The 19,798-nt window shown below is 67.5% G+C and carries 20 protein-coding genes, 1 tRNA gene and 1 pseudogene; 8 read left to right on the top strand and 14 right to left on the bottom strand.

What is annotated here, in order from left to right; all coding sequences use genetic code 11:
- Positions 1–6: 6 nt before the first annotated feature.
- Both JSQ98_RS13775 and galU read right to left on the bottom strand, forming a co-directional pair.
- Positions 7–615, bottom strand: a complete 609-nt coding sequence (locus JSQ98_RS13775) for a GNAT family N-acetyltransferase (RefSeq protein ID WP_211650182.1) — start codon at positions 613–615, stop codon at positions 7–9.
- Positions 616–620: 5 nt separating this feature from the next.
- A complete protein-coding gene (gene galU / locus JSQ98_RS13770) occupies positions 621–1,550 on the bottom strand; it encodes a UTP--glucose-1-phosphate uridylyltransferase GalU (protein ID WP_090146916.1) in 930 nt (309 codons plus the stop codon).
- A gap of 75 nt (positions 1,551–1,625) precedes the next feature.
- Between galU and JSQ98_RS13765 the strand changes: the two genes are divergently transcribed.
- Together JSQ98_RS13765 and JSQ98_RS15550 are read left to right on the top strand one after the other, a co-directional pair.
- Positions 1,626–2,219: a 5-formyltetrahydrofolate cyclo-ligase gene (locus JSQ98_RS13765; protein ID WP_211650180.1), complete on the top strand. Its 594-nt coding sequence runs from the start codon at positions 1,626–1,628 to the stop codon at positions 2,217–2,219.
- Positions 2,220–2,237: 18 nt separating this feature from the next.
- Positions 2,238–2,426, top strand: a pseudogene (locus JSQ98_RS15550) (FmdB family zinc ribbon protein); the annotation flags it as partial.
- A 14-nt stretch (positions 2,427–2,440) separates the two neighbouring features.
- Here JSQ98_RS15550 and JSQ98_RS15545 read toward each other — a convergent pair.
- From JSQ98_RS15545 to JSQ98_RS13725, 7 genes are all read right to left on the bottom strand, one after another.
- On the bottom strand, positions 2,441–2,806 hold the full coding sequence (locus JSQ98_RS15545) for a hypothetical protein (RefSeq protein WP_430413607.1): 366 nt from the start codon (positions 2,804–2,806) through the stop codon (positions 2,441–2,443).
- 24 nt (positions 2,807–2,830) lie between these two features.
- The gene (locus JSQ98_RS13750) at positions 2,831–6,592 is read right to left on the bottom strand and encodes an AAA family ATPase (protein WP_211650176.1); all 3,762 of its coding nucleotides are present in this window, start codon (positions 6,590–6,592) and stop codon (positions 2,831–2,833) included.
- A gap of 153 nt (positions 6,593–6,745) precedes the next feature.
- The gene (locus JSQ98_RS13745; RefSeq protein ID WP_090146907.1) at positions 6,746–8,086 is read right to left on the bottom strand and encodes a uracil-xanthine permease family protein; all 1,341 of its coding nucleotides are present in this window, start codon (positions 8,084–8,086) and stop codon (positions 6,746–6,748) included.
- 118 nt (positions 8,087–8,204) lie between these two features.
- Positions 8,205–8,594, bottom strand: coding sequence for a cupin domain-containing protein (locus JSQ98_RS13740; protein WP_211650175.1), 390 nt, complete (start codon positions 8,592–8,594; stop codon positions 8,205–8,207).
- A complete protein-coding gene (locus tag JSQ98_RS13735) occupies positions 8,591–10,015 on the bottom strand; it encodes an NAD(P)/FAD-dependent oxidoreductase (protein WP_211650174.1) in 1,425 nt (474 codons plus the stop codon). The genes JSQ98_RS13740 and JSQ98_RS13735 overlap by 4 nt, the downstream gene beginning before the upstream one ends.
- Before the next feature lie 175 nt (positions 10,016–10,190).
- A complete protein-coding gene (locus JSQ98_RS13730; RefSeq protein WP_200329950.1) occupies positions 10,191–10,409 on the bottom strand; it encodes an HPP family protein in 219 nt (72 codons plus the stop codon).
- Complete coding sequence (locus JSQ98_RS13725) at positions 10,406–11,140, bottom strand: CYTH domain-containing protein (protein WP_090146897.1); 735 nt, start codon at positions 11,138–11,140, stop codon at positions 10,406–10,408. Before JSQ98_RS13725 ends, JSQ98_RS13730 begins: the two co-directional genes overlap by 4 nt.
- A gap of 113 nt (positions 11,141–11,253) precedes the next feature.
- Here JSQ98_RS13725 and JSQ98_RS13720 point away from each other — a divergent pair, with 113 nt between their 5' ends.
- On the top strand, positions 11,254–11,835 hold the full coding sequence (locus tag JSQ98_RS13720; protein ID WP_211650173.1) for a hypothetical protein: 582 nt from the start codon (positions 11,254–11,256) through the stop codon (positions 11,833–11,835).
- 26 nt (positions 11,836–11,861) lie between these two features.
- Here the strand turns inward: JSQ98_RS13720 and JSQ98_RS13715 are convergent, their stop codons facing one another.
- Positions 11,862–12,704: an alpha/beta fold hydrolase gene (locus tag JSQ98_RS13715; RefSeq protein WP_211650172.1), complete on the bottom strand. Its 843-nt coding sequence runs from the start codon at positions 12,702–12,704 to the stop codon at positions 11,862–11,864.
- 90 nt (positions 12,705–12,794) lie between these two features.
- Between JSQ98_RS13715 and JSQ98_RS13710 the strand changes: the two genes are divergently transcribed.
- The 4 genes from JSQ98_RS13710 to JSQ98_RS13695 all read left to right on the top strand — a co-directional run bounded on the left by JSQ98_RS13710 (position 12,795) and on the right by JSQ98_RS13695 (position 14,800).
- Positions 12,795–13,436 carry a TetR/AcrR family transcriptional regulator gene (locus JSQ98_RS13710; protein WP_211650170.1) on the top strand — a complete coding sequence of 214 codons (642 nt, stop codon included), beginning with the start codon at positions 12,795–12,797 and terminating at the stop codon, positions 13,434–13,436.
- A 106-nt stretch (positions 13,437–13,542) separates the two neighbouring features.
- Positions 13,543–13,779 carry a hypothetical protein gene (locus JSQ98_RS13705; protein WP_211650167.1) on the top strand — a complete coding sequence of 79 codons (237 nt, stop codon included), beginning with the start codon at positions 13,543–13,545 and terminating at the stop codon, positions 13,777–13,779.
- Complete coding sequence (locus JSQ98_RS13700) at positions 13,772–14,263, top strand: BLUF domain-containing protein (protein ID WP_249290840.1); 492 nt, start codon at positions 13,772–13,774, stop codon at positions 14,261–14,263. Before JSQ98_RS13705 ends, JSQ98_RS13700 begins: the two co-directional genes overlap by 8 nt.
- A 195-nt stretch (positions 14,264–14,458) precedes the next feature.
- A complete protein-coding gene (locus JSQ98_RS13695; protein WP_200329960.1) occupies positions 14,459–14,800 on the top strand; it encodes a glycine zipper domain-containing protein in 342 nt (113 codons plus the stop codon).
- A gap of 82 nt (positions 14,801–14,882) precedes the next feature.
- Here the strand turns inward: JSQ98_RS13695 and JSQ98_RS13690 are convergent.
- The 4 genes from JSQ98_RS13690 to JSQ98_RS13675 all read right to left on the bottom strand — a co-directional run bounded on the left by JSQ98_RS13690 (position 14,883) and on the right by JSQ98_RS13675 (position 18,293).
- Positions 14,883–14,955 (bottom strand) — tRNA-Arg (locus JSQ98_RS13690).
- Between the two features lie 228 nt (positions 14,956–15,183).
- Positions 15,184–15,945, bottom strand: a complete 762-nt coding sequence (locus JSQ98_RS13685) for an NlpC/P60 family protein (RefSeq protein WP_346728800.1) — start codon at positions 15,943–15,945, stop codon at positions 15,184–15,186.
- A gap of 193 nt (positions 15,946–16,138) precedes the next feature.
- Positions 16,139–17,491 carry an NADP-specific glutamate dehydrogenase gene (gene gdhA, locus JSQ98_RS13680; protein ID WP_211650165.1) on the bottom strand — a complete coding sequence of 451 codons (1,353 nt, stop codon included), beginning with the start codon at positions 17,489–17,491 and terminating at the stop codon, positions 16,139–16,141.
- Positions 17,492–17,600: 109 nt separating this feature from the next.
- Positions 17,601–18,293 (bottom strand): iron-dependent transcriptional repressor DtxR, encoded by a 693-nt coding sequence (locus tag JSQ98_RS13675; protein WP_200329964.1) that lies wholly within the window; start codon positions 18,291–18,293, stop codon positions 17,601–17,603.
- Between the two features lie 88 nt (positions 18,294–18,381).
- Here JSQ98_RS13675 and serC point away from each other — a divergent pair, with 88 nt between their 5' ends.
- Positions 18,382–19,500 carry a phosphoserine transaminase gene (serC, locus tag JSQ98_RS13670; RefSeq protein ID WP_211650163.1) on the top strand — a complete coding sequence of 373 codons (1,119 nt, stop codon included), beginning with the start codon at positions 18,382–18,384 and terminating at the stop codon, positions 19,498–19,500.
- Positions 19,501–19,798 lie beyond the last annotated feature (298 nt).

The raw sequence follows: 19,798 nt of genomic DNA, 5'->3' as shown, positions 1-19,798 counted from the left end.
GAGCGCTCAGTCCCGGGATACCCTCGCGACGTAGCCAGCGCTCGCATCGCTTCGCAGAGCGACGAAGACGTCGTGATCGCGCCAGGCCCCATCGATGTGTATGTACGATTCCCTGCGCCCTTCGCGACGCAGCCCCAGCTTCTCGACGACCCGGAGCGATGGGTCGTTCTCAGGCCGGATGCACACTTCGACGCGATGCAGGCCGAGAGCGGAGAAGAGATGATCGATCACGAGCGCCACAGCCGTCGTGGTGACGCCCCGACCGGCGACGTGCTCCGAGACCCAATAGCCGAGCTGCGACGACTGCAGTGCTCCGCCGCTGATCTCGGACACGCTGAGTTGCCCGACGACGACGCCGTCGTAGAGGATCACGAAGGGCATGCCGCTTCCGGCTCGCAACTGCCTGCGCAGGGTGCGGATCATCGGCCGCATCGACACGGAACCCGGAACGAAGCTGCGACCTGATGGGTGCGTCGCCTCCCACCGCTGCAGCCAGGAGCGGTTGTCGGTGAGGAGCCTGCGCAGCGGCTCCGCATCCGCCCAGCGGATGATCCGCACGGCCACGCGACCCGACGCGAGCAGCCCCGGGTCGTCGATCTCGCGGCCGAGCGGCACCTCGGTCAGCCCTCGGAGCGCTGCTCGCGGAGGCGGTCCGCGAAGCCGATGACCCACTCGGTGATCTCGTCGCCGAGCTCTTCGTGGTCGACGCCGAGCAACACGTTCGCCTTGATCCAATCGGCGCGGTCGCCGGTGTCGTAGCGCCGCCCGCGGAAGATCACACCGTAGACGGGGCCGTCGCCCTTGCCCTCCGCCAGATAGTTCAGCGCGTCGGTGAGCTGGATCTCGCCGCCGCGCCCCGGCGGCAGCTCATCGATGACGTCGAAGATCTCGGGCCGCAGCACATACCGTCCGATGATGGCGAGGTTCGACGGCGCCTCCTCGGCGGAGGGCTTCTCGATGAGCCCCGTGATGCGCACGACGTCGGGATCGTCCGTGGTCTCGACCGCTGCGCACCCGTACAGATGCACCGACTCGCGCGGAACCTCCATGAGCGCGATGACCGTGGCGCCGCGGGAGTCGTGCTCTGCGATCATGCGGTCGAGCAGCGGGTCGCGCGGATCGATGAGGTCATCGCCGAGCAGCACAGCGAAGGACTCGTCGCCGACGTGGCAGCGCGCACGGCCGACTGCGTGACCGAGCCCGAGGGGCTGCCCCTGACGCAGGAAGTGCACCTCAGCGACCTCGCTCGACTCGCGCACCTTGTCGAGCTTGCCCTCGTCGCCCTTGCGCTCGAGCGAGTACTCGAGCTCGGGAACGCTGTCGAAGTGGTTGAGCAGGTTGTCCTTGTTCCGGCCCGTGATGATCAGCACATCGCCCAGCCCGGCCGACGCAGCTTCTTCGACCACGTACTGAATCGCCGGCTTGTCGACGATCGGCAGCATCTCCTTCGGCATGGCCTTCGTGGCCGGGAGGAAACGGGTGCCGAGCCCTGCGGCCGGCACAACGGCCTTCGTCACCGAACGGCTGTGCTTCACCTGCGTGTCAGTCATGAGGTCAGCCTATCCTCCGCACCCGAGGCGGCAAAGTCGTGCCGGTGGGCTCGCCTCAGACCTATGCTGAGTGCTATGTCTCAGCAGGGGCGCTCGGAGAAGATCGCGGTGCGAGCAGAAGTTCGCGCCCGACGCGCCTCGGCGTCTCCACGCGAACGCGAGCGGCGGCGCGACGCGCTCGCCGGGCAGCTCGTCGACCTGGTCTCCGACTTCGGCGCACGATCGGTGACCGCCTACGTGCCGCTCGGCAGCGAGCCCGACATCGGCGGGTTCTTGGAGTGGGCGTCGCACGCGGGCGTGCGCGTGCTGCTCCCGGTGGCGCTGCCAGGTCATCGCATCGAGTGGGCGATCGACACGGGCGCCCGGATCGAGGGTCGGCACGGAATCCTCGAACCCGAGGGCCCCAGACTCGGCACCGAGGCGGCGGGCGCCGTCGATCTGCTGCTCGTTCCCGCGTGCGCGGTCGACGCGAGCGGGACCCGTCTGGGGTGGGGTCTCGGGTACTACGACCGGATGCTCGCGACGCTGCATCGTCGCCCACCGGTCTACGCGGTCGTCGACGACGAGGACGTGTATCCGTCCCTTCCCCGAGATGCCCACGACGTGCCCGTCGCCGGTGCGGTCACACCGACGCGCATCCTGCGTTTCACAGACCAGCGAGAGGTGTAGGCCCGCGTCCGCGGAACCGTGCTGGCTCGGCGCTCGGGCGAGCGCGAAGAGGTATCATTGGTGCTTGTGCCTACGTACGCTTATCGCTGCTCTGAATGCGGCCACGCCTTCGATATCTATCAGGCGTTCTCCGACGCATCGCTGACCGAGTGCCCCGAGTGCGGGGGCACGCTGCGCAAGGTGTTCGGTTCGCTCGGAGTGACCTTCAACGGCTCCGGGTTCTATCGCACCGATTCCCGGTCTTCCGGCAGCTCATCGGACTCCGGCGCAGGATCGGCTTCGAAGTCTTCAGGGTCGAAGTCCGACTCCGGGTCGAAGTCGGGCTCGGGAGCGAAGTCGGGCTCCTCCTCCAGCGGATCGTCCGCCGGGTCGTCGTCCAACTGAGCCGATCGGCTACCCCCAGTGGGGCGGCCGATCTCGGCTGAGCGCCTCGTCGCGCGCCGATCGTGTTCCGGCACCGCGCGCGCCGGGCTCGCCCCAGCCCTCCGGCAGGTCCTCAGCAGCGCGCCCGTCGAGCGGGTGCTGCGACGGATGCTGATCGACGCCGGGCGCAGCGGGCCGACTGGCGCGACGAGAGCGGCGCTCACGCGGCGGCTCCCCTCCGTTCGCGCTCATGCGCGATCGGATCCGGCTGCGCCCTCCCCCGCGTCGTACCCGACGATACGCGCGATGCGCAGCGCGACCTCGTCGGGATCGGCGAAGAGATCGAAGCTCTGCACGCGGTGGTAGTGCCAGCCCAGACGACGGAGCACCGCAGGTCGCAGCCTCAGCGTGTCGCGGAGGCTGTCACCCCGGTAGTCGCCGGCGGCACCGAGGTCGAGGTCGATCGCGATCGCGCGATCCTCGAGCGACGCCGCGAGCGGAATGGCTCCGCGGTAGTCCATCGCGACGGTCAACCCGAGCGCTGCGAGCCGATCGGCGAGCTCCCCGAGCATCGGATCCCGCTCGGCGGGCAGTGACGGCGCCTCCGGCTCCGGGTGCTCGAAGGCCAGGAGCTCCGCGAGTTCGACGACCCCGTGCTTGATGCGTGCGCGATCGAGGTCCTCCGGCTTGAAGCAGCTGACGATCGTCATCGCACGACGCGCGCGGGTCATGGCGACCGCGAGCAGGCGCTCGCCGCCCGGGCGACCGAGGCCGCCGAAGTTCGACAGCACGCGCCCGTGGGGCGTGCGCCCGAAGCCGATGGAGAAGATCACGCGATCGCGACTCTGCGCCGTCGCCTGCTCGAGCGTGAGCACTGCGAACGGCTCTGCGCGCTCGCCGAGCAGGAAGTCGCGATACTGCGGGAACTTCGAGAAAGCCTGCAGCACGGCCTGATACACCCGCACCGCATGCCGCTCGCTCGCAGTGATGACCATCAGCGACTCGCCCGAGCGGTCGCTCGCGTGCTGCAGCACCAGCTGCACCACGCGTTCGACCTCGGCGTCGGTACTCTCGACCGCGCCGGTCTGCTGATCGGGGAGCCCCTGGCCGCCGCGCACGAACTCGTACGTCAGGCTCGAGTGGTTGAGGAAGCTTCCGGCCCAGGGCAGCGACTGAATCGCCCCGCCGTAGAAGCGGCTGTTCACCAGGTTCGTGAGGTCTTCGCCGCCGGCCCGATAACTGCGGGTGAGCGTCAGGGTCGGCAGCACCTCGCCGAGCTGCGCGAATGCCGAGCTGCGGTGCAGTGCGTCGGCGTCGACCGCTTCGCGCTCTTCATCCGACGCGCCCACGGCGATGTCGAAGTGCGAGGGCGTCTGCGTCATGGTGTCGCCGAAGGCGATGACCTGGTCCGCGCGTCGAATGGCGCCGAGGTTCTCGGCGAGCGTCGTCGCTCCAGCATCGACCACCACCGCGGCGTCGAAGCGCATCGAGTCGGGCAGCATGGCGACCTCGTACGGCGACATCGTCCACACGGGGGCGAGCACGCCGAGCAGGTTGGGAGCCCGCTGGGCGAGCGACTGCGGCGAGACGTATCCGCTGCGCAGCGCCTCCCGCATCGCGAGAGCCTCCTGCTTGAAGTCGAGCACCGCGATGCGCCACGAGTCGGCGAGCGAGGCTGCGAGCAGCGCACCGTTCGCTCCCGCGTGCGCGTCGTCGACGAGGCGGAAGTCGGCCTCGAGTCGTTCGATGACGCTCGTGTTCGCGCTCAGCAACGCCTCATTGCTCTGCAACATGCGTTCGAGCGCGGATTGCCACCAGGCCAGTTCGAGCTCGTCGGCGACGTCTTCAGCTGGCACGTGGCGCGCTGAGAGGTCGTCGAGGAGGGGCTCGAGGTGCGCCGAACGCATGCGCTCGACGATGGCGGTGCGCTCCTGGATGTTCTGCAGCACCTCGGACTCGCGGGCGAGATCCGAAATGCGGCTCGCGAGCCGGGCGAGGGACTGCGTCTTCAGCCGATCGGCGTCCGCCGTGGTGCCGAGCACGCGATCGAGCGCGTCGAGATCTTGGTACGCCGACTGGAAGGCGACGACGACATCCGAGATGCCGAGGGGAACCTCCGGGCGGGCTCCGACCACCGTCGTGTATCGCTGCCAGAGCACGCGCTGCTGCTGGATCTGCACGAGTCGCGAGTACATGTCGGAGATGTGCACCCCGGGTCGCACGTACTCGCGGGCGAGCTTGCGGAGCCGTCGCTTGTTCGCCGCCGACATCTCGTCATCCCCCCGCGGGGCGTGCGCGGCGATGACCTCGGTGAGCGACCGGTCGTACACCTCGGGAGTGAAGCGGTCGAGGGTCTCCCGGATGCCCATGAGCAACCGGAGATAGACGCCGAGCTCGGCGATCGTCTCGTACGGGCGCATCGACGTCTGGCCGATGAGCTCGTTCGACATCGAGATCAGACGCGGCAGCTGGGACTCGGCGAGATCCACCGCCGTGCCGTAGGCCGAGCGCGCCTCCTCGGTCGTGCTGAAGCTGACGCCGTACCAGGGCGAATCCTCCGGGCCGTACTGGAACTGCCCCAATCGGGCGACCTCGGTGAGCGCTTCGGCGACCGAGGATCGATCGAGGGTGAGCTGGCCGAGGGCCTGGTCGTCGAGCCGCACCGTCGTACTCGGCGGCCGCTCCTCGAGCGACAGGGCGGTGAGCCTGCGCAGCGCGTCGAGCGGCGAGACGCCGAAGCGCTCGTCGGGTGTGGAGAGCGCCGTCTGATAGTCGAGCAGCACGCCGCGCAGTCGCACCAGTGCTTCATCGACGTCGCGCAGTTGCTCAGTTCGGGCGTTCTCGTTCCGGCTGATCGACTCGACCAGATTGCGCCGCAGACGGCGCGGGCTGACCGAGAGACCCGCGAGACCCACACGGGCCAACCGGTGCGTGATGCCGTCGAGCGTCGCGCGCCGCGGGGAGACGACGAGCACGCGCTTGCCAGCGCGCACGAGGTTGCCGATCGCGTTCACGACGGTCTGCGTGCCGCCGGTGCCCGGGAGAGTGTGCACGACGAGCGAATGGCCGGCGTCGATCTGCGCGAGCACATCGTCCTGCTCCGCGTCAGCGTCGTAGAGGGTCCGATCAGTATCGGGCGACCGCTCATCGGGCGGCGTCGCCGAGACGGGACGATAGGTCGCGGCGAGCTGACGTTTCGCCGGTTCGTTCCCGCAGACCGCAGCGAGCACGGGTGACGTCAGGTCCTTCGCGTCGGCCACCATCGACTGGGCGACATTGTGGAACGACGAGACGACGAGGCGCGGCTGCACCACGAACCCCGGCACCCCGGCCGCCATCTGCCGCAACCGATCGATCACGGGCTGGGGCTTGAAGACGCCCTCCGACTGCGACAGCTCGATGAGGGAGCGCGCATCGACGCTGATGCCGAACTGCTCGCGCATCGCGCGGATCAACTCGGAGTTCACCACGGGGAACTGCTTCAGCTTGAGCTCGAAGTCACGACCGTAGCGGCGGATGGCGAGCGGGCGCAGCAGCACCGGCGCGCAGAACTCTTCGCCCTCGAATTCCCACTTCGCGATCCCGACACCCAGGTTGACGGTCTCGAGCCCACGGACGGTGCGCATCTCGATCGCCTTGTCGGTGACTCGGCCGGCGGCCTTGCGGGCGTGCCGCAGGGCGAGATCGTCACGGATGAGCGCGGAGAGGAGGATCTTATTGCCCGTGATGAACTGCGGGAGCCCGCCGGGGTGGGTCGTCGAGAGCTCGATGCGGTTGAACGGTCGATCATCGAAGTGCAGCAGGGCGTTCTTCCCGCCGATGCTGGCGAGCTCGCGCCGCCAGTCGGCGTGCTCGTCGGCGTACACGTCGACGAGCGATACCGGTCCGCTCAGCTCGGCTGCGAGGTCGGGCTCATCACGGGGCGCCGGGGAAGGCGCCTTGGCGAGCGCGCCCTCGTTCACCGGCTGCTCCGCGACGTTCTGCGTCTGCGCCGCCGCTTCCGAGTCCACGCCGTTCGCGCGCGTGGAAGATGACTCGGCGCTCTCCGCGCCGCGGCCCTTTTCAGGTCGCCGTAACCGATCTACACTCCACACACCGCCACCCTACGCAGAACTCCCGGGAATCCGCGCTGATTCCCCGGAGTTTCGCGGCGCGTCGCCGTCTCAGTCGCGCGTTGCGCCCGTCACGACAGGATCAGCCACCTGCACTTCACCGCCGCGCAGCTTCGCGAGCCCGCGCATGAGGTGGTAGACGGCCACAGCGGCGATCGTTCCGAGCGCGATGCCGTTGAAGAGCACCGACCCGACCTGGAGGGTGAAGTCCGCGATCCCGACGATGAGGGGCACTGCGGCCGAGAACTGATTGATCGGCTTCGAGAAGTCGACGCCGTTATCGATCCAGATCTTCACTCCGATGAGGCCGATGAGGCCGTAGAGCGCGACCGTCACACCGGCGAGCACACCGGAGGGCACCGAGAAGATGAGCTCTCCGACCTTCGGAGAGAAGCTCAGCAGCACCGCGAAGAGCCCGGCGACCCAGTAGGCGGCAGTGGAGTAGACGCGCGTGGCGGCCATGACGCCGATGTTCTCGCCGTACGTGGTCGTGCCAGATCCTCCCCCGAACCCGGCCAGCATCGTCGACACCCCGTCGGCGAGCAGCGCGCGCCCGGTGAGCGGATCGAGATCCCGTTTCACCATGAGCCCGACACTCTTGACGTGGCCGACGTTCTCCGCGATCAGCACGAGCACGACCGGCAGGAACGCTGGGAGCAGGCCCCAGAGCGTCGGATCGGCGAACGGGTTGCCGACCGCATGGAACGACGGCAGACCGAGCCACGGGGCATCGCCGACCTTCGAGAAGTCGATCTCCCCCATGAGGGCCGCAGCGACGTAGCCGACGACCATGCCGAGCACGATGGAGAGACGGCCGAGCAGCCCGCGGAACAGCACCGTGATGAGCAGCACCGCGGTGATCGTGATGAGCGCCACCCACCCGGAGAGCTCTGTGGCGTTCCAGTTGTTCTTCACGGCGGGCGCGAGGTTGAAGCCGATGAGGGCGACGATGGCTCCCATCACCACCGGCGGCATCAGCGCGTTGATCCATCGAGAACCGAAGCGGTGCACGATCAGTCCGACGATGGCCATGAGCACGCCGATGGCGAGGATGCCGAACGATGCCCGGCCGAGATCCGGATTCTCGGGATCGCCGCCGGCGGTCGCGGCGAGAATCGGCGCGATGAACGCGAACGAGGAGCCGAGGTAGCTCGGCAGGCGATTACCGGTGATCAGCAGGAAGAGCAGCGTGCCCAGCCCTGAGAAGAAGAGCGTGGCGGTGGGGCTGAAACCAGTCAGCAGCGGCACCAGGAACGTGGCGCCGAACATGGCGACGACGTGCTGCGCTCCGAACCCGATGGTACGCAGCCAGCTCAACCGCTCCTCGGGGAGGACGATCGCTTCCGGGGCGACATGCGTGCCGTCTCCGTGCTGCTTCCAGGTCAATGCCATCGGGGCTCCTCAGGGGTTCCGGATCGCGAAGAGCCGCACGGCCACCCCTTCGAGCGCACAGCCAAGCACATATCCTAGTGCTCAGCGAGCGCTCAGCTTTCCATGGACCGGGGTTCCCCTACGCGTCCGACCCGGCGGCGACGTACACCTTGCGAATGTGGTCGGCGACCGTCCAACGCGTCCGCGTTCCAGCGACGAGCCGCATGACGTCTCCTGCGGCCACCTCGACGACGCGACCGGACTCCTCCGGCGAACCGGGCACCTCGAGCAGCTCGATCGAAGCGCCGCCGCTCAGCACGACGAAGATCTCGTCGACCTCGGTGTCGGTGACGGTTCCGCCGCGGAGCTCCCAGATGCCGAGCTCCGCGTCGCCGATGAGCCCGAGCTCCGCGATGCCCTGTTTCGGGCTGCCTGCCACGGTGTCTTCGGCGTCAACCGGATCGAGTGCGATATCGACCCGGGCACCCTGCACGGAGACGTTGCGGCCGTCGGGAAGCAGCGCGTTCACGAGTCGAATCCGAATCCGACGGCGTCCATCGTCTTCAGGAAGAGATTCCGCTTGCCGCCGTTGTGGTCGGCGCGGTCGAAGGACCAGCGGAAGAGGTTGACGCCGATCGACGCCGCCGGCTCCGGCGGGAAGGGCAGCGGCATCTGCTTCACCATCTCGAGCTCGGTGCGCTCAGTGACGCGGCCCTCGAAGCGATCCACCATGACGTCCGCGGCGAAGTGCGTCGCGCCCACGCCGAGGCCGGTGAATCCGGACACGTACTGCACCCTGCCGCCGTGCGCCTGCCCGAAGAACGCGCAGAACCGGGTGCTCGAGTCGATCGCTCCGGCCCACCGATGGGAGAACTTGACGCCTGCGAGCTGGGGGAACGTCGTGAAGAAGTGACTCGCGAGCTTCCGATGGCTCTCCATGCGGTCTTCGTACTCCCGCTTGATGCGGCCGCCCGCGTGATACACCGCGTCGTAGCCTCCCCAGAGAATGCGGTTGTCCTTCGTGAGCCTCGAGTAGTGGAACTGGTTCGCGAGGTCTGAGAGCCCCTCTCGCCCCTCCCATCCGATCGACGCCAACTGCTCGTCGGTGAGCGGCTCCGTCATCAGCACGTAGTCGTAGACCGGAATCGTGTGGAAGCGGTAGCGCTTCAACAGTGACGGGAACACGTTGGTGCACAGCGCGACGCGCTCTGCGACGACGGCGCTGCCGTTCGCGATGGTCAGGCGAATCGGCTCTTCGGCAGAACCCTCGAGCTTCTCCACCGGGGAGCCCTCGTAGATCTCGACGCCGATCGAGGCGGCGTGCCGTGCGAGTTCGAGCGCGAGTTTCGCGGGATGGATGTTCGCATTCTCGCTCGGCGAGAACTCACCGCCGAGGAAGGTCGGCGAGGCGATGCGCCGCTGCACGGCTTCCTGATCGAGGGTGACGACGTGCTCGTCCTCGCTCTCGCCGAGCCAGTCGAGCTGGTAGGCCTCGTTCGCCACCGACAGGGCGCCGTTGCGCTCGAAGTCGACATCGAGATTGTGCTCGTTCACGAAGCGCTCGATCGCGTCGAGGTTCTCGTAGCCGATGCGACGGAGCGTGCCCGTCTCGTTCGGCCACCGCGATTCCGCGTTGGGCTCGCCGTGCGTGATGCTCGCCTCGCAGAACCCGCCGTTGCGACCGGAGGCCGCCCAGCCGACCCGAACCGCCTCGATGAGCACGACACGGCGATCCGGGTGCTCGGTCTTCAGCTTGATCGCCGTCCACAGCCCGGAGAATCCACCTCCGACCACGGCGTCGTCGACCTGCTGGTCTCCGCTGAGCTCGGGGTGCCTCGGAGCCTGCGCCTCCACGTCATCCGTCCAGAAGCAGGAGAACTTCGTGTCGGCGAGCGAGTCGTCGATCACTTTCGTGTCGGGCGTGCGGGTTTCAAAAATGGTGGGGTGCATGGATTCCTCGTCCTCGATGTCCGTCTCGATCCTCGCACACTCCGGCTGAGGTGTACACCATCATTCGTGAAGTAAATCTACGCGATCCGGCAAATTCTCACCGAATGCGCTCGATTCCGCAATCGAGATGGCAATATCACTGCGAAATCAGCAAACGCTTGCAGCAGCTCCCTGCTCAGGACCGGTCAGCCGGCGGCTTCATGATGGCACCCGTCGCGAGCCCCATCGCGAGACCGGCCGGAAGCCAGAGCCAGAACTGCGTCAGCGCGCCGAGCACCACGCCCATGATCAGTCCCATGACGAGCCCGACGATGATCTGTTTGCGCCGCGCGCCGGGCGACGGCGGCTCGGATGGCGATCGGTCACGATCGCCTCGATCCGGGGTGTTCCTCATTCTGCAGCTCCTTCGGTTCGGGAATCAGCGCGCGCATCAGCAGCGGCTCGATCCGCCCGGTCGAGTGCTTCGAGCGCGACGATCCGATCCGCGCCAGCACCCGAACGTCGCGCCGCGTCGACGAGGCGGCCCGTTGCGCGCGCGATCTTCGCCAGACTGAGCGACGGCGCCGCCCCTGCGGCGAGCAGCACAGGTTCGACGACGTCGAGAGCGCTGGCCGGGGCACCGGGAAGAAGTTCGGCCTCCCACTCGCGCCAGGCGCGCGCGACACCCTCGACACGGTCGAACGCCTCGACTCGATCATCCGCGAGCTCGACGAGCTCTGCACCGGCGGCGTCGCTGAGCACGACGACGGTGCGCTCCGTGCTGAGCTCAGCGATCGGCGAGACCGCGTCAGCTGCACCGCCGATCCGCTCACGCAGCTCCGAACGCACTCCCTCGGGCATGGCGTCGCTCAGCGGCCAGAAGAGCTCCCGCACACCATCCTCACCCCGTTGCTTCAGGTGCCACCCCGCATCCGACCCGCCGCGCCGCACGCGAAGCGCGAGGTCGCGCCTCGCGAGATCTGAATCGCTGGTGTCGAAATAGATCGCTGAGAGCTCGTACGTGATCGGCGCCTCGGCACGCAGCCCCGCCTCTTCGAATGCCGCATCGGGAGGCAGCAGGAGATCCGCCGCGACATCGTACTTGCGCTCGACTTCGAGCGATTGCTGACCGGCGTTCTGACTCATTCCTACAGTCTATGTCGCCGCTCTCGCACGGATCGGAGAGCCTCGTCGAACGGATCGTCCGGCTGCTGGTGCGCCCGATGGATCGCGCATCGCGCCGGCGTTACACTGTGCGGGTGTCCGAGTCACCCGAGCCGCGAGCGACAACCGAGCCACCCGAGTTCGTCGCCGCGGTCGAGCGCGCGCGGGCCGCGTGCAGCGCGACCGCGCAACGCCTCGCGGCATCGAGGGTTCCGCGGGAGTTCTTGGCGGAGTACGTGCCACCCCGCCGCGGCTTCTTGCGCATGAAACCCGGAGTGATGCGTCCGATCGGCGAGATCTGGCGCATCGGATCGTTGCTGCTCGCCGACTCGGGTTCGCTCTACGGGCTCGGACAGGCGACACGCGCCGCGGAGCGCGGGCGCCCTGGCTACCAGTCGGTCTCCCGGGAGGAGCGGCGGGAGATCGCCGCCGCCGCGCTGCGCGGCGGGTATGCCGTCGGGGAGGCCGTCAACTTCGACGCGACGCCCATCCCACTCGACGCCGATGCGCCAGCGCCTCGTTCGGCGCTGTCGGGTGACGGACTCCTCGGTTACGCCTCCGGAGAGATCCGCGTGCGATGGAAGGCCGGCGCACCCCTCTCGGGTGCACCGGCCCTCAGCTCGTTTCTCACCGAACGCGCGGACCTGCTGATCAATCCGCCCTTCAGCGGCGGATGATCGCACTTCGTTCGCGCCGCTCGTAGTTACTTCGCGAGGAAGCTCGCGAGCGCCGCGTTCACCTCGTCGGCATGCGTCCAGAGCAGGCCGTGCGGTGCACCCTCGACCTCGACGTAGTCGGCATCCGGCACGAGCTTCGAGAAGCGCCGGGCGGTCGCGTCGATCGGCAGGATGTTGTCGGCGGTGCCGTGGAGAATCAGGGTCGGCTTGCCGCTCTCTCGCACGGCCGAGACGTCGCCGCGGAAGTCCTCGATCCAGCTCGGCACCACGGCGTACGCCGCGACCGGAGCGCTCCCGGTGGCCACATTCCAGCTGCCCGTCACGGCCTCCTGGCTGATGCGGGAGCCGAGCGTGTCATCCAGGTTGTAGAAGTCTGAGAAGAACTGCGTGTACCAGGCGTACCGGTCGTCTTTCGCTGCTGCTGCGATCCCATCGAAGACGCTCTGGGGGACGCCCTCCGGGTTGTCGTCGGCCTGCACGAGGAAAGGCTCGAGCGAAGCGAGGAAGGCGAGCTTCGCGATCCGCTCATGACCATAGGTGCCGACATAACGCGCAAGCTCCCCGGTTCCCATGGAGAACCCGACCAGCACGACGTCGCGCAGATCGAGCGTTTCGAGCACGGTGTTGAGATCAGCGGCGAACGTGTCGTAGTCGTATCCCCCATGCACCTTCGAGGAACCGCCGAAGCCACGGCGATCATAGGTGATGACACGGTAACCCGAGGCGAGCAGCTCGCGAGTCTGACGCTCCCAGCTGTGCCCGTTCAGCGGGTAGCCGTGAATGAGCACGACGGGCTGACCGGATCCGTGGTCTTCGTAGTACAGATCGATGGGGGCGCTGTTCTCGGTGCCGACGGTGATGTAACCCATGATGTGCTCCTTCTTCCCGACGAGAACGATCGTTCTCGCGCTGGTTTCACTGTACGAGAACGTACGTTCTCTGTCAAGTACACTGGTGGGATGGATGATGCAGAGGCGCGTGAGCGCATTGCCGGAGCAGCGGAGGATCTCTACTACCGCAAGGGCTTCTCCGCCGTCGGCATGGATGAGATTCGATCGAGCGCCGGTGTGTCTCTTCGTCGCCTCTATGCTCTCTTCCCATCGAAAGACGCCGTGATCACCGAGGTGCTCGCGCGCAGACACGCGCAGTGGGAGCGCGGCCTCGCCGAGCAGGTATCGCAGGCCGGGGACGACACCCGGAGGCGCTTGCTCGCCGTATTCGACTACCTCGACGGCTGGTTTCGCGATCCAGCATTCCGCGGATGCGCGTTCATCAACGCGTTCGGCGAACTCGGCGGCACCCGATCGCACGTCGCTGCGATCGTGCGAGATCACAAGGCGTCGTTCCAGCAGTACATGACCGAGCTCGTACGCACCGCCGGCGGCTCGGAGCTGCTCGCCGCCCAGCTCTCCATCCTCGCAGAGGGGGCGCAGAGCACTGCGGCGATCGGAGAGGATCCATCGTCCGCAGCACAGGCTCGCCTGGCGGCGGAAGTGCTCATCGCCCACGAGACGTCGCGTGAGACAGACGGAACGCAGGCCGAGAGCACGGGGCATGAATCGGCGGAATCCGATCCAAACAAACCGCGCGCGCCCCAGTAGAACACGACCGCCTCGGATACACTGTCCCGGCGACCCTGGCACACGACGTGCCTGTCCTGGCATCAGCTTGATGCCGCGCATGACGGTCGCGGAAAGGCTCAGATCCATGAGCACCATCTGTTCCGCACACGCCGACATCATCTGGGCGGAGGTGGAGCACGGATTCTATGTGGGAAGCCGGAGCGGAGAATTCCTCGGCTACATCGACGTAGAGACCGAGACCCGACACGTTGTCTGCGACATGTACTCCCAGCCCGTGGGCGAATACGCCTCGCTCACAGAAGCCATGCTCGCCCTCGAAGCCCTGCACCTCTCACCAGAAGGGGCGATCACCGTTGCTTGAGCCTCAGTCCACCACCGGCGGCGTGCCGCTCCCCGATGGAGCACTCCGCTCACTCGTCTACTCGAGCGAGGCGGTCTCCCGCTTCTACCAGGCCGACCTCGATCAGCTCCTGCTCGAAGCGCGGGCGCACAACGCGGCGGCCGGCATCACCGGCATCCTGCTCTACCGGAACGATCAGTTCATCCAGTTCCTCGAGGGCCCCCCAGAAGCGGTCGACGCTCTCACCGAACGCATCCGGCGGGATGCGCGCCACACCAACGTGCGCGTGCTCATCGACGAGTTCACGCTCGAACGGCAGTTCGACGACTGGACGATGGGATACCAGCCGTTGAAGAACCAGTCGTCCTCGGCTCTTCCCGGATTTCGGGACTCATTCGCCGACATCGCCGCTGCACCCGACGAGTTCACCACCGGTCGCGCAGCGAAAGAGCTCGCCCTGTGGTTCCGCGTGCGGGCCGGAAAGCCCTCGCGGACTGCCACCTAACCACGCCTTCCGCGGTGCGCAGCCCCTTCGAGCTTCACTGCGCGGAGGGGCTGTACTTCTGCCACGGCACCTCCCCCGTTCCGATGCGCCCGTGCGCTGGCGCTCCGCACTGCAGCGGAGCATCTCCCCCTCCCGGGGGATGTGCGTTCGGTGCCGCAGCCGTAGATTCGTGAGCACCACGAATGGAGGGCACACATGGACGAGAACCACTCGAAACCCGCAGCGCAAGACGAGCACACCGGTCTTGCGATCGGCATGTCGCTCGGCGTGAGCCTCGGCGTCGTACTCGGAATCACGCTCGACAACCTCGCCTTGTGGTTAGGGGTCGGGATCGCACTCGGCCTTGTGGCCGGCATGTTCGTCGACGAGAACCGCAAAAAGCGCACTGCGGCGGGGCCGGTGAAAACCCTCGACGGGTCGACGTTCACGCTCATCGCGCGGAAGCACCCGGAGCCGGGACAGCGCAGCCACTACTGGTTGGGCGACAACGGCCAGGAGATCGAGCTCACCGACGCGGAAGCAGCAGAGCTGCTCTGAGCGCCTGAACCCAGCGGGCGGCTGCGCGGTGGGCGGCTGACCGACGAGCGGCGGCCCGGCGCCCTGAGCAGCCAGGAGAGGGTGCCCCGGATAGGAATCGAACCTACGACACCTTCTTTAGGAGAGAAGTGCTCTATCCACTGAGCTACCGGGGCGCTGGGCCGGAAAGCGGCCCATGCGATTCTAGCGCACGGACGCCCTCAGACTCCCCCGCGCCCCGCGCCCCACCTGGGAGCAGGGTCACTCTTCGTGCGTGTCGACCATGCAACACGCACGAAGATCGACCCCGCTCGCAGATTGGAAGGGGTGCGATCGGCTAGGCGGGCGCGAACGCGCAAAACGGGCGAGGTCGAAACCCCGCCCGTTTGCACACACGAATCGTCTTAGCCGAAGCGAACCACCGTCAGGCCCGACTCGCCGCCAGGAGCGATCGGCCCGATGCGGGTGGTGCCACCCCATCCGCCGTGCACGGCCTGGCCGTTGCCGATGTAGACGCCGACGTGCTGGCCCGGGAACACGAGGATGTCGCCGGGAGCGTAGTTGCCGCTTCCCACGATCGTTCCACCGAGCGCGGTGTACTCGTGCACCTGCGTACCGAGGTCACCAGCAGGGATACCGACAGCGCGCAGCGACTTCTCCACGAGCGCGGTGCAGTCCTGGTTCACACCGAGCTGCGCGAGCGCTGCGTCGACGATGCCCTGCGCGCCGCTTCCGGCAGGAACGTCGCCGCCCTGGGGAGCGGAGGGGTCCGGAGCCGAAGCTTCTGCGGCACCCGCGGGGGCGGGCGCGGCGCTCTGGGCAGCAGCGCGAGCCGCTGTTTCCTGCTTCGCCTTCGCCTCGTCTACGGCCTTCTTGGCTGCGGCTGCCTCGTCGGCGGTCGCTGCCTCGTCGCTGCCGGCGGGCGTCTCGCCCACGGCTACGACGGTCTCGGCATTGTTCGTCTGCAGCGTCTGCGCGGCGAGGAACCCGTCGGGGAGCCCCTCGGGTGCCGGGCTCGTCGCATATGCCGGAAGCGAGAAGGTGCCGACCATGCCCAGGCTCAGTGCTGCTGCGCCGGCCATCTGTACGATCCGCTTCGCTCGCGACGGGGTCCGTCCGACGAGCTCGCTCGGAAGCACGACGTCCGTGCTGGAGTGCTGAGTCACGTGTATATCTGCCTTACTGTTGCCAACTGGTGTCTGCGTCAGGTGCAGCCCGTGCGGGCCGCGACCGTTTAAGGGTAACCGAACATCACGAATATGTCACGCTCAGGTCACGAAACCTTCAAGTACCGCTGAAACGTGCGGCAGTCGGGGCCAATGAGCGACTCACAATAGCTCGACGCCGAGAGATCGCGGCTCAGATCACACCCTGCGCCAGCATGGCGTGCGCCACCGTTTCGAACGCGGCGGAGTTCGCACCGAGCACGTAGTCGCCTGGGCGCCCGTACCGCACCGATGCGTCGTACGCGGAGGCGTGAACGTCCCGCATGATGTCGCGCAGACGCGACTCGCTCTTGTCGCGATCCCAACGCGAACGCGCGGCGTTCTGGCTCATCTCGAGCGCCGACGTCGCCACCCCTCCCGCATTGGCCGCCTTGCCCGGCGCGAAGAGCACGCCGGCTTCGCGGAACAGGGCCACGGCCTCCGGTGTGGCCGGCATGTTCGCGCCCTCGGCGACCGCGCGCAGCCCTCCGGCGATGAGCGAACGCGCGTGCTCGGCGTCGAGTTCGTTCTGAGTCGCGCACGGGAATGCGAGCTCCCCCTTGACGTCCCAGACCGAACCGGTCGCGACGAAGTGCGCGCCGTGACGGCGTTCCGCGTAGACGGAGATGCGAGACCGCTCGACCTCTTTGACCTGCTTCAGCAGATCGACGTCGACGCCGGCCTCGTCCACGATGAACCCACTCGAATCGGACGCCGTGATCGCGGTGCCGCCGAGCTGCTGAATCTTCTCGATCGCATAGGTCGCGACATTGCCCGAGCCCGAGACGACGGCGCGGCGACCCTCGATCCCGTCACCAGCGCGCAGCAGCATCTCCTCGGCGAAGAAGACCGCTCCGTAGCCCGTGGCCTCGGTGCGCACCTCGGCCCCGCCCCACCCGAGACCCTTGCCCGTCAGCACCCCGGCTTCGTAGCGCTGCGTGATGCGGCGGTACTGCCCGAAGAGGTAGCCGATCTCGCGGCCGCCGACGCCGATGTCGCCCGCCGGAATGTCGGTGTGCTCGCCGATGTGGTGCACGAGCTCGGTCATGAAGCTCTGGCAGAAGCGCATGACCTCGGCATCGCTCTTGTCGCTCGGGTCGAAGTCCGATCCTCCCTTGCCGCCGCCGATGCGCTGCGACGTGAGGGCGTTCTTGAAGATCTGCTCGAAGCCCAGGAACTTCACGACGGAGAGATTCACGCTCGGGTGGAAGCGCAGTCCCCCTTTATAGGGGCCGAGCGCGGAGTTGAACTGCACGCGATACCCGCGGTTGACGTGCACCCGACCCGCATCATCGGTCCAGGGCACCCGGAAGATGAGCTGACGTTCGGGCTCGACGAGCCGTTCCAGGATTCCCGCCTCGATGTACTCGGGGTGCTCGGCGAGTACCGGCTCGAGCGTCTCGAGCACCTCGCGCACCGCCTGCAAGAACTCGGGCTCCGCAGAACTGCGCCTGCGGACGGTCTCGGCGACGGCTCGAAGGTGGGCTTCAGGGGTAAGCAACGTCAATGTCGACTCCTCGGTCTCAGTACCTTGTGGATCGGCCCGGTCTGGGCAGATCAGATTGCGCCCGCATTCCGGCCGAACCGCATTGCTGCGGCGATGGAATGAGGGGTCGTCAGATCGAGACGAAGATGTGCGCAGCGACCTCGGTCGGCAGGTCGATCGCTTCGCTCGAACCCTCGACCTCGACGTGCACGGTGTGCCCGCTGCGACTGAAGGACGCCCGGTTCCCGGGCAGGACGCCCGCTGCCGCCAGCTGCTCGAGCAGCTCCGGGTCGACCTGGAGGGGTTCGGCCAGTCGCTTGATGCGCGCGACGACGGCCACCTCGGGATCGATGAGCAGCTCGGTCAGCCCCGTAACTCCGGTCTGGAAGGACCCGGCGCGCACGGCGCCCAGCTCTTCGAGCCCGGGGATCGGGTTTCCGTACGGCGACTCCGTGGGATTGCCGAGGATGCCGAGCAGCTTCCGCTCGACCTGCTCGCTCATCACGTGCTCCCACCGGCACGCCTCCTCGTGGACGTACGCCCACTCGAGCCCGATGACATCGGCGAGGAGTCGCTCTGCGAGACGATGCTTGCGCATCACGTGCACGGCTTTGCTCCGACCCGGGATCGTCAGTTCGAGACGGCGATCGTCCGTGACGACGACGAGGCCGTCACGCTCCATGCGCCCGACGGTCTGCGAGACGGTCGGACCCGAATGACCGAGCCGCTCGGAGATGCGCGCGCGCAGGGGGACGATCCCTTCTTCTTCGAGCTCCAGAATCGTGCGGAGATACATCTCGGTCGTGTCGATCAGGTCCGTCATCGCCGTCCTTTCGGGTCCACCGTCCAGTTTAGGGCATCCTGACCTGGCGGAGCGGGCCGCGAAGCACGCGCTCGATAGAATTGCGCTCATGGCTGACATCACGATTCCCACTGAGCTCCTGCCCGCCGACGGACGATTCGGGTGCGGCCCGTCCAAGGTGCGCGACGAGCAGCTCGCCTTCCTCGGTTCGCTGCAGCCCGGAGTTCTCGGTACCTCGCACCGCCAGGCTCCCGTGAAAGATCTCGTGGGAAGCGTCCGCTCTGGCCTCGCCGATCTGTTCCGCGCGCCGGATGGGTACGAGATCCTGCTCGCGAACGGCGGAGCGACCACGTTCTGGGATTCGGCAGTGCACTCGCTCATCGAGCACCGCAGCCAGCACCTGACCTTCGGCGAGTTCGGGGCGAAGTTCGCGAAGGCGGCGAGCTCTGCGCCGTTCCTGGCGGAGCCCGACGTGCGAGCAGCGGATGCCGGTTCGCGATCCACCGCTGAGGCAGTCACGGGAATCGACGTGTACGCGTACCCGCACAACGAGACCTCGACGGGCGTGATGGCCCCGGTGCAGCGAGTGGCGGGCGATCCCGGCGCCCTCACGGTGGTCGATGCGACCAGCGGCGCCGGCGGCATCGATTTCGATGCGAACGAGGTGGATGTCTACTACTTCTCCCCGCAGAAGAACTTCGCCTCGGATGGAGGAATCTGGTTCGCCCTCGTCTCCCCCGCCGCGATCGAGCGGATCGAGCGCGTCACGGCGTCAGGCCGGTACATTCCGGAGACCCTCAATCTCGCGGGTGCCATCGAGAACTCGCGGAAGAATCAGACGCTCAACACCCCGGCGCTCGCGACGCTCGGCATGATGGACGAGCAAGTGCGCTGGATCAACGCCAACGGCGGTCTCGGGTGGGCTGCCGCCCGCACCGCCGAGTCGTCGGGGGTGCTGTACGAGTGGGCCGACCGCACCTCGGTCGCGACCCCCTTCGTTTCCGATCCGGATCATCGCTCGCAGGTCGTCGTCACGATCGACTTCGATGACACCGTGGATGCCGCAGCGATCTCGAGCGCGCTCCGCGCCAATGGCGTGGTGGATACCGAGCCGTACCGCAAGCTGGGGCGCAACCAGCTGCGCATCGCGACGTTCACCGCGATCGATCCGGATGACGTGCGCGCGCTCGTCGCATCGATCGATTACGTGCTCGATCGCCTGAGCTGACGCTCGCAGACCGAAGGGCCCGGATCAAGGGGGAGTCTCCGGGCCCGACGGGAAGCGGTGGCCACGATCGCCCCGGCCGAGCCGGTGCAGAATTCGCAGCCGCGAACCCGCTTCTTGTGCGGGGCGCCAGTGCGGAGGAAGGCCGCGGACGCCCCGGTCTGTGAGTTGCTCGCCGTTGTGTGTGCTGCGTCGCATAGCTTCCCCGTTCCGCCCAGCTCCCACGGGCGTCCGAGTCGGCGTTGACGCGATCTCCTCCCCCTCTGGCAGTGACTCTAGGGAGTGTGGAAGATGAGCGGAA

The organism is Leucobacter manosquensis, assembly GCF_018304845.1.
Classification (GTDB): domain Bacteria; phylum Actinomycetota; class Actinomycetes; order Actinomycetales; family Microbacteriaceae; genus Leucobacter; species Leucobacter alluvii.
This window is presented reverse-complemented; position numbering and strand designations above follow the sequence as displayed.

What these genes read in the sequence shown, in the direction of transcription:
- JSQ98_RS13765 (WP_211650180.1), top strand. Translation starts at nt 1,626, where the DNA reads ATGTCTCAGCAGGGGCGCTCGGAGAAGATCGCGGTGCGAGCAGAAGTT.
- JSQ98_RS13675 (WP_200329964.1), bottom strand. Translation starts at nt 18,293, where the DNA reads ATGACGGACCTGATCGACACGACCGAGATGTATCTCCGCACGATTCTG.
- serC (WP_211650163.1), top strand. Translation starts at nt 18,382, where the DNA reads ATGGCTGACATCACGATTCCCACTGAGCTCCTGCCCGCCGACGGACGA.
- JSQ98_RS13725 (WP_090146897.1), bottom strand. Translation starts at nt 11,140, where the DNA reads ATGAGTCAGAACGCCGGTCAGCAATCGCTCGAAGTCGAGCGCAAGTAC.
- JSQ98_RS13705 (WP_211650167.1), top strand. Translation starts at nt 13,543, where the DNA reads ATGAGCACCATCTGTTCCGCACACGCCGACATCATCTGGGCGGAGGTG.
- JSQ98_RS13730 (WP_200329950.1), bottom strand. Translation starts at nt 10,409, where the DNA reads ATGAGGAACACCCCGGATCGAGGCGATCGTGACCGATCGCCATCCGAG.
- JSQ98_RS13710 (WP_211650170.1), top strand. Translation starts at nt 12,795, where the DNA reads ATGGATGATGCAGAGGCGCGTGAGCGCATTGCCGGAGCAGCGGAGGAT.
- JSQ98_RS13715 (WP_211650172.1), bottom strand. Translation starts at nt 12,704, where the DNA reads ATGGGTTACATCACCGTCGGCACCGAGAACAGCGCCCCCATCGATCTG.
- JSQ98_RS13745 (WP_090146907.1), bottom strand. Translation starts at nt 8,086, where the DNA reads ATGGCATTGACCTGGAAGCAGCACGGAGACGGCACGCATGTCGCCCCG.
- galU (WP_090146916.1), bottom strand. Translation starts at nt 1,550, where the DNA reads ATGACTGACACGCAGGTGAAGCACAGCCGTTCGGTGACGAAGGCCGTT.
- JSQ98_RS13735 (WP_211650174.1), bottom strand. Translation starts at nt 10,015, where the DNA reads ATGCACCCCACCATTTTTGAAACCCGCACGCCCGACACGAAAGTGATC.
- JSQ98_RS13695 (WP_200329960.1), top strand. Translation starts at nt 14,459, where the DNA reads ATGGACGAGAACCACTCGAAACCCGCAGCGCAAGACGAGCACACCGGT.